The sequence below is a fragment of the Pseudomonas sp. SM4 genome (assembly GCF_051913165.1).
Classification (GTDB): Bacteria; Pseudomonadota; Gammaproteobacteria; order Pseudomonadales; family Pseudomonadaceae; genus Aquipseudomonas.
In genome coordinates, this window is sequence record NZ_JBODOE010000006.1 from 241,847 (window position 1) to 256,044 (window position 14,198).

Genomic DNA, 14,198 nt, shown 5'->3' on the forward strand with positions numbered 1-14,198 from the left:
TGTGGCGAGGGGATTTATCCCCGATGGGCTGCGAAGCAGCCCCAGATCCTGAAAACGCGGTGCATCAGGTAAACCGAGTGCGCTGGGGTGGCGACTGCTGCGCAGCCAGTCGGGGATAAATCCCCTCACCACATGGGTTCACAGGTTTGGCTTTTGCGGTGTTATGGAGGGCCTCTTCGCGAGCAAGCTCTGCTTCTACAGGATAAGGTGATCCCCGAGGAGCAAAGCTTGCTCGCGAAGGCCGCGCTGCGGTCTTAGGCCGAATGCCGAACCATGTCGACATGCGGAATCCCGGCTTCGAGGAATTCCTCGCTGACCAGGCTGAAGCCCAGGCGCTCATAGAACGCCGTGGCCTGCACCTGCGCGCTGAGCATTTGCTGCTTCAGGCCGCGTTCTTCCGCTTCAGCAATCACCGCTTGCATCAGCGCATCTCCGACCTTCATCCCGCGCCAGTCTTTCAGCACCGAAACGCGGCCGATGTGCCCATCAGGCAACAGACGCGCAGTGCCAATCGGAAAGTCGCCTTCAAACGCCAGAAAATGCACGGCGGTCGCGTCATCCGCGTCCCATTCCAACTCAGGTGGCACCAATTGCTCGGCAATGAACACCGTTTCACGAATGCGCCGGATCTCGGCGATGTCCTTCTGCCAGTCTGCGACACGTACGCGAATCTTATTCATCGGCGAACCCCAGGCTGCCTTGCTTGACCAGCTCGCACAGCAGGCCGCGACCGTCTTCATCATTCAGCCACTCGCCGAGGTTATCGGCGTGCAGGGCGTCAGCGGCGCAGATCAGCTTCAGCAGTTCACGCAGTTTGCCCGGCAGATAACGGCTCTGGCCGCTGGCGAACAGCAACAGGTCGTCATCGACTTCCGACCAGGCCAGACGCGCGCTCGGGTTGCGGATCAATACAGCGCCATCCTGCAGAGCGCTGAGGAAGTCTTCTTCTTCGACGTCTTCCGGGCCAACCACCAGCTCTGGATAGCGCGGCTCGGTCATGTACTGGCCGAACCAGGTCAGCAGCAAACGCTCGTCGCTCATGTGTTCGGCGAGCAGGCTTTTCAGGCGATCCAGGGCATCGTGCTGAATCTGGTGCGGATCGACGGCTGGCTTGGCGTCAGCATCGGTGTAGCGCTCTTCGTCAGTCAGGAACTGGCTGAGGAAATCGGTGAAGTGGGTCAGCACTTCAGAAGCACTCGGCGCGCGGAAGCCGACCGAGTAGGTCATGCAGTTGTCGACCGCGACACCGCAGTGAGCCAGGCGCGGCGGCAGGTAAAGCATGTCGCCCGGTTCCAGTACCCATTCTTCGGTCTCGTGGAATTCGGCGAGGATGCGCAGATCCGCGTGTTGCAGCAGTGGGCTCTCGGAATCGCACATCTGGCCGATTTTCCAGTTGCGCTTGCCGTGGCCTTGCAGCAGGAACACATCGTAGTTGTCGAAATGCGGACCAACGCTGCCACCCGGAGCGGCGAAGCTGATCATCACGTCGTCGACGCGCCAGCTCGGCAGGAAACGGAAGTTTTCCAGCAGCTCGCTGACTTCCGGCACGAACTGGTCAACCGCTTGCACCAGCAAGGTCCACTCTTTTTCCGGCAGTTTGCTGAACTCGTCTTCAGCGAACGGGCCGCGACGCAGTTCCCAAGGGCGCTCGCCGTGCTCGATCACCAGGCGCGATTCGACTTCTTCTTCCAGGGCCAGGCCGGCCAGTTCGTCGGCGTCGATCGGGCTTTCGAAATCAGGAATCGCCTGGCGGATCAGCAGTGGCTTTTTCTGCCAGTAGTCGCGCAGGAACTCGCGTGCTGTGATGCCGCCCAGAAGTTGAAGAGGAATATCGGGATTCATATGTAACCTATTGAAAAAAAGCACTTTTCAGACGGGAATAAAAACGCCCGGCGCGGCCGGGCGTCTCAAGCGGGGCAAACGGTCGATCAGATGCGTTTGGCTTGCGCTACAGCGTTGCCGATGTAGTTGGCCGGGGTCAGTTGCTTGAGCTCGGCTTTCGCTTCGGCAGGCATGTCCAGACCATCGATGAAAGTCTGCAGCGCTTCAGGGCTGATGCCCTTGCCGCGGGTCAGTTCTTTCAGCTTCTCGTACGGGTTTTCGATGTTGTAGCGGCGCATCACGGTCTGGATCGGCTCAGCCAGAACTTCCCAGCAAGCGTCGAGGTCAGCGGCAATCTTCTGAGCGTTCAGCTCAAGCTTGCTGATGCCTTTGAGGCTGGCTTCGTACGCGATCACGCTGTGGGCGAAGCCGACACCGAGGTTACGCAGGACGGTGGAGTCAGTCAGGTCGCGCTGCCAGCGGGAGATTGGCAGTTTGCTCGCCAGGTGCTGGAACAGCGCGTTGGCGATGCCCAGGTTGCCTTCGGAGTTTTCGAAGTCGATCGGGTTGACCTTGTGCGGCATGGTCGACGAACCGATTTCGCCAGCGATGGTGCGCTGCTTGAAGTAACCCAGGGAGATGTAGCCCCAGATGTCACGGTCGAAGTCGATCAGGATGGTGTTGAAGCGCGCGATCGCGTCGAACAGCTCGGCGATGTAGTCGTGCGGTTCGATCTGCGTGGTGTACGGGTTGAAGCCCAGGCCCAGCTCGTCTTCGATGAAGGCGCGGGCATTGGCTTCCCAGTCGATCTGCGGGTAGGCCGACAGGTGCGCGTTGTAGTTGCCGACAGCGCCGTTGATCTTGCCCAGCAGCGGCACGGCAGCAACCTGAGCGATCTGGCGCTCGAGACGGTAAACCACGTTCGCCAGCTCTTTACCCAGAGTGGTTGGAGAAGCTGGCTGGCCGTGAGTGCGCGACAGCATTGGCACGTCAGCGAAACGGATGGCCAGTTCGCGGATGGCTTCGGCGGTCTGGCGCATCAGCGGCAGCATCACGTCGTCACGGCCTTCGCGCAGCATCAGGGCGTGGGACAGGTTGTTGATGTCTTCGCTGGTGCAGGCAAAGTGGATGAACTCGCTGACCTTGGCCAGCTCCGGCAGCTTGGCCGCTTGCTCTTTGAGCAAGTATTCGATCGCTTTGACGTCGTGGTTGGTGGTGCGCTCGATCTCTTTGACGCGCTCGGCGTGCTCCAGCGAGAAGTTTTCAGCCAGTTCATTGAGAACGGCGTTGGCCTCGGCGGAGAAGGCCGGCACTTCAGGGATGCCAGCGTGGGCGGCCAGGCGCTGGAGCCAGCGCACTTCAACCAGAACACGGGCACGGATCAGACCGTACTCGCTGAAAATCGGGCGCAGGGCCTGGGTTTTGCCGGCGTAGCGGCCGTCAACAGGGGAAACCGCAGTGAGCGAAGAAAGCTGCATGGGGTGTTCTCGGACAGTCGGGCAACGAAATGGGGCGCGTATCATACATGAAAAAATCCGCCGGTCCGTTGCCAACTGACCGGCGTATTACGCGTTACAGACTACAAAGCGTTTATTGCGCGGCGTTTACTCGCTGCGCATCAACGGATACAGCTCTTTGAGCAGCTTGCGCCGGCTGATCACCAGCTGCCAGCGATGGCCGCCGAGCTGTCGCCACAAGCGCGCCGAACGGATACCGGCGAGCAGCAGGGCGCGAATCTTCGAGGCATTGCTCGGTTGTTGCAGGTTACGCATGTCGCCGTGCACCTGAATGCGTTGGCGCAAGGTACTCAGGGTGTCCTGATACAGCGCGCCGCAGGCGGCAATCACGTTTTCATGGGCCGGGCCGAAATGTTCGACCTGCGACTGAATCTGCGGCAAGCGCTTGCCGATGGTGTCGAGCATATCGTCACGCTTGGCCAGTTGCCGCTCCAGGCCGAGCATCGACAGGGCGTAACGCAATGGCTCACGCTGCAACGTGCTCGGGTCGCGTTCGAGGGCGCCGATCAGCGCTCGGTAACCTTCGCGCAGATTGAGGTCGTCGCCGCCGTACACGTCCAGCGTGTCTTTCGGGTCGCGCACTAGCAGGCTGCCGAGCATGCACGTCAGGCCGGCTTCGCTGGTCTGGCCGCTCTTGGCGATCCGGTCGACCAGCACGGCGGCGAGAAACACGCCGCCGAGCGCCGTCAGTTGCTCCTGAGTCGGGCTCATGCCTGGCCGCTCCACGGCTCGGCGACTTCGATCACGCCGCCACCGAGGCAGATTTCACCGTCATAGAACACCACGGACTGGCCCGGCGTCACCGCGCGTTGCGGTTCGTCGAACACGGCGCGGTAGCCGCTGGCGGTTTTTTCCAGGGTGCACGCCTGGTCGCTCTGGCGATAGCGCACTTTGGCGGTCAGGCGCAGCGGCTGGCTCAGGTCGATCGGGTTGACCCAATAGATTTCCGAAGCGAGCAGGGCGCCGGAGAACAGCCACGGATGGTTGTTGCCCTGGCCGACGATCAGTTCGTTGGTGTCGAGATCCTTGCGCAGCACGTACCACGGCTCATCGCCGGCGTCTTTCAGGCCGCCGATACCGAGGCCCTGACGCTGACCGATGGTGTGGTACATCAAGCCGTGGTGACGGCCGATGACTTCGCCTTCGGTGGTTTTTATTTCGCCCGGTTGCGCCGGCAGGTATTGCTTGAGGAAGTCGCTGAAACGACGCTCGCCGATGAAGCAGATCCCGGTGGAATCCTTCTTCTTCGCGGTCGCTAGTTCGTATTTCTCGGCAATTGCACGGACTTCCGGCTTTTCCAGTTCGCCAACCGGGAACAAGGTCTTGGCGATCTGTTCACCGCCAACGGCGTGCAGGAAGTAGCTCTGATCCTTGTTCGGATCGAGGCCTTTGAGCAGTTCGGTGCGGCCATCGATGTCGCGACGGCGCACGTAGTGACCAGTGGCGATCAGGTCGGCGCCGAGCATCATGGCGTAGTCGAGGAACGCCTTGAACTTGATCTCGCGGTTGCAGAGGATGTCCGGGTTCGGCGTGCGTCCGGCCTTGTATTCGGCCAGGAAGTGCTCGAACACGTTGTCCCAGTATTCGGCGGCGAAGTTGGCGGTGTGCAGTTTGATACCGATTTTGTCGCAGACAGCCTGGGCATCCGCCAGGTCGTCCATGGCGGTGCAGTATTCCGTTCCGTCGTCTTCTTCCCAGTTCTTCATGAACAGGCCTTCCACTTCATAGCCCTGCTCGATCAGCAGGAGAGCGGAAACGGAAGAGTCCACGCCGCCGGACATACCGACAATGACGCGCTTCTTGGATGTGTCAGAAGGGGCTGGATCACGCATAGGGATTCAATGAGTGTCTTGAAAAAGGACGCGATTCTATCAGGCTCGCGGCCTCAAGGCTAAAGAGAAGGGCGGATCAGTTCGAGGCCGAAGTGATGGCCGGCCAGATAATCGTCGATGCAGCGGATGATCAGCTCGCTGCGCCAGTTGTCGCGCTGGGCGATTAATTCGTCGCGGGTCAGCCACTTGGCGCCGAGGATGCCGTCGTCCAATTGGTAATCCGGGTGATGTTTGACGGCTTTGGCGCTGAAACACACGCGCTGGTAGGTCACGCCGTTGCTCGGGGCGGTGTACAGGTAAATGCCGATGACGCCAGTGGGTTCGACGTCCCAGCCGGTTTCTTCAAGGGTTTCGCGCACGGCGGCTTCGATCAGGGTTTCGTCCGGGTCGAGATGGCCGGCGGGCTGGTTGAGCACGTTACGCCCGGCCTTGTGTTCTTCGACCATCAGGAAACGGCCGTTGTCTTCGACGATGGTGGCGACGGTGATGTGGGGGAGCCATTCCATAAAACCTTCCTCAATCTTTTGGTTAAACCCCAATCCCTGTGGGAGCTGGCTTGCCAGCGATAGCGGTGGTTCAGTCACCATCCATGTTGGATGATAAACCGCTATCGCTGGCAAGCCAGCTCCCACAGGGTTTTGTGGTGATCATAAAACCCGGATACAAAAACCCCGGCACTAGGCCGGGGTTTGTTTACCGCGCTACAACCTTAAACCAGCGCAGCAATCGCCGCGTTGAGGGTTGCGCTTGGGCGCATGGCCTTGCTGATCAGCTCGGCATTGGCGTGGTAGTAACCGCCGATGTCGACTGGCTTGCCCTGAACGGCGTTGAGCTCGGCAACGATGGTCGCTTCGTTCTCGGTCAGGGTTTTTGCCAGGGTCGCGAACTGCGCTTGCAGTGCCGCGTCTTCAGTCTGGGCGGCCAGGGCCTGAGCCCAGTACATCGCCAGGTAGAAGTGGCTGCCGCGGTTGTCGATGTTGCCGACTTTGCGCGATGGCGACTTGTTGTTGTCGAGGAACTGGCCAGTGGCCTGATCCAGAGTTTTCGACAGCACCAGCGCTTTCGGGTTGTTGTAGTTCACACCCAGATGCTCAAGGGACGCTGCCAGTGCGAGGAACTCGCCCAGCGAATCCCAGCGCAGGAAGTTCTCTTCAACCAGTTGCTGCACGTGCTTCGGCGCCGAACCGCCAGCGCCGGTTTCGAACAGGCCACCGCCGTTCATCAGCGGCACGATCGACAGCATCTTGGCGCTGGTGCCCAGTTCCATGATCGGGAACAGGTCAGTCAGGTAGTCGCGCAGTACGTTGCCGGTCACCGAAATGGTGTCCTTGCCTTCGCGGGTGCGCTGCAGGGTGAACTTCATGGCGTCGACCGGCGCCATGATCTGGATGTCCAGACCGGCCGTGTCGTGATCCTTCAGGTAAGCCTGAACTTTCTCGATCACTACGCCGTCGTGAGCGCGCATTGGGTCGAGCCAGAAGATCGCTGGCGTGCTGCTGGCGCGAGCACGGTTGACGGCCAGTTTGACCCAGTCCTGGATCGGCGCGTCTTTGGTCTGGCACATGCGGAAGATGTCACCGGCTTCAACAGCCTGTTCCATCAGCAGGGTGCCTTTGCTGTCGGTCACGCGAACCACGCCGTCAGCCTTGATCTGGAAGGTCTTGTCGTGCGAGCCGTACTCTTCGGCTTTCTTCGCCATCAGACCAACGTTTGGCACGCTGCCCATGGTGGTCGGGTCGAAAGCGCCATTGGCTTTGCAATCTTCGATCACGGCCTGGTAGATGGTCGCGTAGCAACGATCCGGGATCACAGCCTTGGTGTCGTGCAGTTGACCGTCAGTGCCCCACATTTTGCCGGAGTCACGGATCATCGCTGGCATCGAGGCGTCGACGATAACGTCGCTCGGCACGTGCAGGTTGGTGATGCCTTTGTCGGAGTTGACCATCGCCAGCGACGGACGAGCGGCGTAGACCGCGGCCATGTCAGCTTCGATCTGTGCTTGCTGCTCGGCAGGCAAAGCCTTGATGCGCGCGTACAGATCGCCGATGCCGTTGTTCAGGTTGAAGCCGATCTCGGCCAGCACGTCAGCGTGTTTGGTCAGGGCGTCTTTATAGAACTCGGCAACGATCTGGCCGAACATGATCGGGTCGGAGACCTTCATCATGGTTGCTTTCAAGTGCACCGAGAGCAGCACGCCCTGGGCCTTGGCGCTGTCGATTTCAGCAGCGATGAACGCGCGCAGGGCGTTTTTGCTCATCACGGCGCAGTCGAGGATCTCGCCAGCCTGAACGGTGGTTTTTTCTTTCAGAACGGTCGCGGTGCCGTCTTTGGCGATCAGCTCGATCTTCACGGCGTCAGCGGCGTCGATCAGGGCAGCTTTTTCGCTGCCGTAGAAATCGCCGGTGCTCATGTGAGCGACGTGGGACTTGGAGTCTTTGGCCCAGGCGCCCATTTTGTGCGGGTGCTTGCGAGCGTAGTTCTTCACCGACAGCGGTGCGCGACGGTCGGAGTTGCCTTCACGCAGAACCGGGTTCACGGCGCTGCCCTTGACCTTGTCGTAACGCGCCTTGGCGTCTTTGTCGGCGTCGCTGGTCACGGTTTCCGGGTAGTCCGGCAGGTTGTAACCCTGAGCTTGCAGCTCTTTGATCGCGGCTTGCAGCTGAGGCACCGAAGCGCTGATGTTCGGCAGCTTGATGATGTTGGCTTCAGGCGTAACGGCCAGGTCGCCCAGTTCGGCGAGGTGGTCGGCTACGGCTTTGTCGCCCAGTTGCTCGGGGAAGCTGGCCAGAATGCGCGCTGCAAGAGAGATATCGCGGGTTTCCACGGCGATATCGGCCGAAGCGGTGTACGCCTCGATGATCGGCAGCAGGGAATAGGTGGCGAGGGCTGGGGCTTCGTCGGTGAAGGTATAGATGATCTTCGAGCGGGTGGGCATATTCGGATTAACTCTCTCTTCTTTGCTAAAGCGTGCGCAGAAACTCGAGGGGCGCCGGGTAAGCGCGTTCGTTCAAAGTCATCCATGAACCGAATGTCGAGATTCTTCGCGGTGATGTTGGGTGCATCAGTAGAGCGTCAAGCAGTCAGGCTGCGATAACAACCCGACCAATCAGGCGGAAAGTCTCGTTCTAGAGAGGCCAGCCGTCGTGACCCTGTGGTCAGCGGCGGGCATTATACATAGGTAGCTGGCAATCTGCCGATGGTTCATATGCAACCAATCTCGTCCATTGGTCTAAAGGTCGCAGGGCAGGGGCGGCGTAGAGTCGTCGCGAATGCTTGAGTTTGGCGCTTTTCCCTTTGCTTTCAGGCTTGTACGAAACGAGATGTGCCCGCGCCACGAACAGAGGGTTTGCGTGTTGATTTAACTGGGTTACGCTCGAACCAAGCCAGATGTTCAATCCAAACAATGGAGTTCAGCATGGGTTACAAGAAGATTCAGGTTCCAGCCGTCGGCGACAAAATCACCGTCAATGCAGACCATTCTCTCAATGTTCCTGATAACCCGATCATCCCCTTCATCGAAGGTGACGGCATTGGTGTCGACATCAGCCCGGTGATGATCAAGGTTGTCGATGCTGCAGTTCAAAAGGCATACGGCGGTAAACGCAAGATTTCCTGGATGGAAGTCTACGCCGGGGAAAAAGCCACCCAGGTTTACGATCAGGACACCTGGCTGCCTCAAGAAACCCTCGATGCAGTCAAGGATTACGTGGTTTCCATCAAAGGCCCGCTGACCACGCCGGTCGGTGGCGGCATCCGTTCGCTGAACGTGGCCCTGCGTCAGCAGCTCGACCTGTACGTTTGCCTGCGCCCGGTGCGCTGGTTCGAAGGCGTGCCAAGCCCGGTGAAAAAGCCTGGCGACGTCGACATGACCATCTTCCGCGAGAACTCCGAAGACATCTACGCGGGCATTGAGTGGAAGGCCGGTTCGCCGGAAGCCACCAAGGTCATCAAATTCCTTAAAGAAGAAATGGGCGTCACCAAGATCCGTTTCGACGAAAACTGCGGCATCGGCGTCAAGCCGGTTTCGCTGGAAGGTACCAAACGCCTGGCGCGCAAGGCTCTGCAATATGTGGTCGATAACGACCGCGATTCGCTGACCATCGTGCACAAAGGCAACATCATGAAGTTCACCGAAGGTGCCTTCAAAGAGTGGGCCTACGAAGTGGCCGCCGAAGAATTCGGCGCGACCCTGCTCGACGGCGGCCCGTGGATGCAGTTCAAAAACCCGAAAACCGGCAAGAACGTTGTGGTCAAAGACGCCATCGCCGACGCCATGCTCCAGCAGATCCTGCTGCGCCCGGCCGAATACGATGTGATTGCGACCCTCAACCTCAACGGTGACTACCTCTCCGACGCCCTGGCGGCCGAAGTGGGTGGTATCGGTATTGCGCCGGGCGCCAACCTGTCCGACACCGTGGCGATGTTCGAAGCCACCCACGGTACCGCGCCGAAGTATGCCGGCAAGGATCAGGTCAACCCGGGTTCGCTGATTCTCTCGGCGGAAATGATGCTGCGCCATATGGGTTGGACGGAAGCGGCGGATCTGATCATCAAAGGCACCAATGGCGCTATCTCGGCCAAAACTGTGACCTATGACTTCGAACGTTTGATGGAAGGCGCCAAGCTGGTTTCGTCGTCGGGCTTCGGTGATGCGTTGATTTCGCATATGTAAGAAACACGGGCACAGAAAAACCGCCTGACTCGATGAATTGAGTCAGGCGGTTTTTTTATGGCTGAATAAATATAGGGTGTGGGTCAGGCCGTGACAGTCTGCGGGGTGACCGCAGGCGTAAAAATTTCTTCTGCAGGCGCAGCAGGGCCAATTTTGACGGCGTGCAGTCCTTTTGGTCCCTGGATAATCTCGAATTTGACGGATTGCCCTGCCTTCAGGGTTTTATAGCCTTCCATTTCGATGGCCGAGTAATGGGCAAACAAGTCCTCATCCTTGCCATCCTCGACGATAAAACCGTACCCCTTGGCATTGTTGAACCATTTCACCTTGCCGACAGCCATGCTCAAATCCCTCTGCAACAGACTCCAACGCTGGAGTATCATCCAAGTCATCCGCAATCTATTCCGTTAAAAGAATTGACTCCGCGGATCTTTTTTACCCACTGTGGGCTCTATTGGTTGTAACACCGTTTTCCCGATAGTCAAGGTGACCGGGCAGTCGGAGTTGAAAACGTGGACAACCGCCCCCACCACTGTATTTGCACAACTGACGAACCTTTCTTTCCCATGCATGCAATCAGCCAGATTCGACTAACATTCAATCAGGATCGCCCGCTTCTCCAAAAGGATCTTCCAGAGGAGCACGACGACGATTCGGCAGGCGTTGCTGTTCAGGAAGCAAAGCCTGCGTTACAGGCGCCGCCGATGTACAAGGTGGTTTTGTTCAACGATGACTACACACCGATGGATTTCGTCGTCGAAGTGCTCGAGGTGTTTTTTAACCTGAATCGCGAGCTGGCGACCAAGGTCATGCTGGCCGTCCACACAGAAGGGCGGGCAGTATGTGGAGTGTTTACCCGCGACATCGCCGAGACAAAGGCCATGCAGGTCAACCAGTACGCCAGGGAAAGCCAGCATCCGCTACTCTGTGAAATCGAGAAGGACGGTTAATCGCCGACCACTTGGGTATGAGGTGAAGCTATGTTAAACCGCGAGCTCGAAGTCACCCTCAATCTTGCCTTCAAGGAGGCTCGTTCGAAACGTCATGAATTCATGACCGTCGAACACCTGCTGCTGGCCCTATTGGACAATGAGGCTGCCGCCACCGTTTTGCGTGCCTGCGGCGCAAACCTCGACAAACTCAAGCATGACCTGCAGGAGTTCATCGACTCCACCACGCCATTGATCCCCGTCCATGACGAAGATCGTGAAACCCAGCCAACCCTGGGCTTCCAGCGTGTACTGCAACGTGCTGTTTTCCACGTACAGAGCTCGGGCAAACGCGAAGTAACCGGCGCCAACGTGCTGGTTGCCATCTTCAGTGAGCAAGAGAGTCAGGCCGTGTTCCTGCTGAAACAGCAGAGCGTTGCGCGCATCGATGTCGTCAATTACATCGCACACGGCATTTCCAAAGTGCCGGGGCATGGCGATCACTCTGAAGGTGAACAAGATATGCAGGACGACGAGGGCGGTGAGTCTTCTTCTTCAGGCAATCCTCTGGATGCTTATGCCAGCAACCTCAACGAACTCGCGCGCCAGGGTCGTATCGATCCGCTGGTCGGCCGTGAGTCGGAAGTCGAGCGTGTCGCGCAGATTCTCGCGCGTCGGCGCAAAAACAATCCGCTGCTGGTCGGCGAGGCAGGCGTGGGTAAAACCGCGATCGCCGAAGGCCTGGCCAAGCGTATTGTCGACAACCAGGTGCCGGATCTGCTGGCGGGTAGCGTCGTTTATTCGCTCGATCTCGGTGCTCTGCTCGCAGGCACCAAGTATCGCGGCGACTTCGAGAAGCGTTTCAAAGCGCTGCTCAATGAACTGAAAAAACGTCCGCAGGCCATTTTGTTCATCGACGAAATCCACACCATTATTGGTGCGGGCGCTGCGTCGGGCGGCGTCATGGACGCTTCGAATCTGCTCAAGCCGCTGCTGTCGTCTGGCGACATTCGCTGCATCGGTTCGACCACGTTCCAGGAATTCCGTGGCATCTTTGAGAAGGATCGTGCCTTGGCGCGTCGCTTCCAGAAGGTCGATGTTGTCGAGCCGTCGGTGGAAGACACCATCGGTATCCTGCGCGGCCTGAAAGGGCGTTTCGAACAGCACCACAACATCGAGTACAGCGACGAAGCACTGCGTGCCGCTGCTGAACTGGCGTCGCGTTACATCAATGACCGGCACATGCCGGACAAAGCCATTGATGTGATCGACGAGGCGGGCGCCTATCAGCGCTTGCAGCCGGTCGAGAAGCGCGCCAAGCGCATCGAAGTACCGCACGTCGAAGACATTGTGGCGAAAATCGCGCGGATTCCGCCGAAGCACGTCACCAGTTCCGACAAGGAACTGCTGCGTAACCTTGAGCGTGACCTGAAGCTGACAGTGTTTGGTCAGGACGCGGCGATCGATTCGCTGTCGACTGCGATCAAGCTGTCCCGCGCCGGCCTCAAGTCGCCTGACAAACCAGTCGGTTCGTTCCTGTTCGCAGGCCCGACCGGTGTCGGTAAAACCGAGGCCGCGCGGCAATTGGCCAAGGCATTGGGCATTGAGCTGGTGCGTTTTGACATGTCCGAGTACATGGAGCGCCACACCGTATCGCGTCTGATCGGTGCGCCTCCGGGCTACGTCGGTTTCGATCAGGGTGGTCTGTTGACCGAAGCGATCACCAAGCAGCCGCACTGCGTATTGTTGCTCGACGAAATCGAGAAGGCGCATCCGGAAGTCTTCAACCTGCTGCTGCAGGTGATGGACCACGGTACGCTGACCGACAACAACGGGCGCAAGGCGGACTTCCGCAATGTGATCGTGATCATGACCACCAACGCCGGCGCTGAAACGGCGGCGCGGGCTTCGATCGGTTTCACCCATCAGGACCACTCGTCTGATGCGATGGAAGTGATCAAGAAGAGCTTCACGCCGGAATTCCGTAACCGTCTGGACACCATTATCCAGTTTGGTCGCCTCAGTCATGAGGTCATCAAAAGTGTGGTGGACAAGTTCCTTACCGAGCTTCAGGCGCAGTTGGAAGACAAGCGTGTGTTGCTGGAAGTGACCGACGCGGCGCGCAGTTGGCTGGCGGCCGGTGGTTATGATGCGGCGATGGGTGCGCGTCCGATGGCTCGTCTGATTCAGGACAAGATCAAGCGTCCGCTGGCGGAAGAGATCTTGTTTGGTGAGTTGGCTGAGCATGGTGGGGTTGTGCATATCGATATCAAGGATGGTGAGTTGACCTTTGATTTCGAGACCACTGCTGAGATGGCTTGATGGTTGTTGTTGGATGAAAGGGCGCCTTCGGGCGCCTTTTTGTTGTCTGCTGTTTGGGGTGTTTGGGGTGTTTGGGGTTTCTGGGTGTATATCCGTTGCTGCGGTAACGGCTGCTTAGGGTTCCGCCCTTACGGCGGGTCACTTTTGACAAGCGCCTCAAAAGTAACCAAAAAGGCTTGCTCCTGCGTGCGGCCCGCTCGCTGGGGCTCGGGATTCCTTCGCTGCGGGATTGATCCGGGCGCAGCGCCTACGGTTTGCTTCGCTGCACCTCCTCTCGCTGTGTTTGGCTGCGCCAAACGGTCGCTGCGCTCCCACCCCCGGATCAATCCCTCCACTCAGCCTTCCGACGTCGCCCGTGGATCAAGATCAAAAGCCGCAGCCGAGCTAACGCTCATCCTGTTGAGTGGTGAGGAGCACAGGGTGCTCGGCTTTTGATTTTCGTAGGAGCAAAGCTTGCTCGCGAAGGCGGCCTGACAGCCGGCCCGCTTCTCCAGCCATACCATTCCCTGTAGGAGCTGCCGCAGGCTGCGATCTTTTTAAGAGCAAGATCAAAAGATCGCAGCCTGCGGCAGCTCCTACAGAAGATTGCATCGAAAGATTGGTAGGTTGCCAGCCTGCTATCGCCAGCGAGTGCAGCCCCCACAAAAAGCACAGCCGATAAATCATGTAGGAGCTGCCGAAGGCTGCGATCTTTTGATCTGCTCTGGCTCTGGCTCTGGCTCTGGCTCTGGCTCTGGCTCTGGCTCTTGCTCTGGCTCTGGCTTTGGATTTTTTGCCCCATCGGCAGGCCGAGCGAAGGTGTTCATCCGGGGGTAGGCGCGCAGCGCCGTGCGGCGTAGCCGCATACATCGAGAGGAGGTGCAGCGAAGCAAACCGTAGGCGATGCCCCCGGATGGACACCGTAGCGAGGGAACACTGAGCCTCAGCGAGGTGCCGTACGCCAGGGGCAAAGCCTTTTGGTTCCTTTTTGCTGGGCCGGCATTCCGGCGTTTGAAAAAGGGACTCGCTGTAAGAGCGAAACCGCCAGCGGCAGCACCCGAGAAAAAGGATATGCCCCCAAACCCTAAAAACGCAGACAAACAAAAACGCCCGGCATAAACCGGGC

The 14,198-nt window shown here is 58.8% G+C and carries 11 protein-coding genes; 3 read left to right on the forward strand and 8 right to left on the reverse strand.

The genetic code is table 11. From position 1 onward, the window contains the following. Positions 1-254 precede the first annotated feature (254 nt). The 7 genes from ACQ4MY_RS13570 to ACQ4MY_RS13600 form a co-directional block, all read right to left on the reverse strand. The gene (locus ACQ4MY_RS13570) at positions 255-680 is read right to left on the reverse strand and encodes a GNAT family N-acetyltransferase (protein WP_440095472.1); all 426 of its coding nucleotides are present in this window, start codon (positions 678-680) and stop codon (positions 255-257) included. Next, positions 673-1,842: a ribosomal protein uL16 3-hydroxylase gene (locus ACQ4MY_RS13575; protein WP_201226372.1), complete on the reverse strand. Its 1,170-nt coding sequence runs from the start codon at positions 1,840-1,842 to the stop codon at positions 673-675. Before ACQ4MY_RS13575 ends, ACQ4MY_RS13570 begins: the two co-directional genes overlap by 8 nt. Before the next feature lie 86 nt (positions 1,843-1,928). Further along, positions 1,929-3,299 (reverse strand): adenylosuccinate lyase, encoded by a 1,371-nt coding sequence (purB, locus tag ACQ4MY_RS13580; protein ID WP_008082884.1) that lies wholly within the window; start codon positions 3,297-3,299, stop codon positions 1,929-1,931. Positions 3,300-3,425: 126 nt separating this feature from the next. Continuing rightward, a complete protein-coding gene (hflD, locus tag ACQ4MY_RS13585; protein WP_008082887.1) occupies positions 3,426-4,049 on the reverse strand; it encodes a high frequency lysogenization protein HflD in 624 nt (207 codons plus the stop codon). Beyond that, positions 4,046-5,170 (reverse strand): tRNA 2-thiouridine(34) synthase MnmA, encoded by a 1,125-nt coding sequence (gene mnmA / locus ACQ4MY_RS13590; RefSeq protein ID WP_127928939.1) that lies wholly within the window; start codon positions 5,168-5,170, stop codon positions 4,046-4,048. The genes hflD and mnmA overlap by 4 nt, the downstream gene beginning before the upstream one ends. Before the next feature lie 59 nt (positions 5,171-5,229). Further along, positions 5,230-5,676 (reverse strand): NUDIX hydrolase, encoded by a 447-nt coding sequence (locus tag ACQ4MY_RS13595; protein WP_158830267.1) that lies wholly within the window; start codon positions 5,674-5,676, stop codon positions 5,230-5,232. Between the two features lie 203 nt (positions 5,677-5,879). Continuing rightward, positions 5,880-8,105, reverse strand: a complete 2,226-nt coding sequence (locus tag ACQ4MY_RS13600; protein WP_158830266.1) for an NADP-dependent isocitrate dehydrogenase — start codon at positions 8,103-8,105, stop codon at positions 5,880-5,882. Between the two features lie 480 nt (positions 8,106-8,585). Here ACQ4MY_RS13600 and icd point away from each other — a divergent pair, with 480 nt between their 5' ends. Continuing rightward, complete coding sequence (icd, locus tag ACQ4MY_RS13605) at positions 8,586-9,842, forward strand: NADP-dependent isocitrate dehydrogenase (RefSeq protein ID WP_008087051.1); 1,257 nt, start codon at positions 8,586-8,588, stop codon at positions 9,840-9,842. An 83-nt stretch (positions 9,843-9,925) separates the two neighbouring features. On the opposite strand, the gene cspD is transcribed toward icd, so the two are convergent. Beyond that, positions 9,926-10,183, reverse strand: a complete 258-nt coding sequence (cspD, locus tag ACQ4MY_RS13610) for a cold shock domain-containing protein CspD (RefSeq protein WP_440095474.1) — start codon at positions 10,181-10,183, stop codon at positions 9,926-9,928. 225 nt (positions 10,184-10,408) lie between these two features. Between cspD and clpS the strand changes: the two genes are divergently transcribed. Beyond that, positions 10,409-10,792: an ATP-dependent Clp protease adapter ClpS gene (clpS, locus tag ACQ4MY_RS13615; protein ID WP_016987405.1), complete on the forward strand. Its 384-nt coding sequence runs from the start codon at positions 10,409-10,411 to the stop codon at positions 10,790-10,792. A gap of 30 nt (positions 10,793-10,822) precedes the next feature. Continuing rightward, positions 10,823-13,093, forward strand: a complete 2,271-nt coding sequence (gene clpA / locus ACQ4MY_RS13620) for an ATP-dependent Clp protease ATP-binding subunit ClpA (protein ID WP_158830265.1) — start codon at positions 10,823-10,825, stop codon at positions 13,091-13,093. Positions 13,094-14,198 lie beyond the last annotated feature (1,105 nt).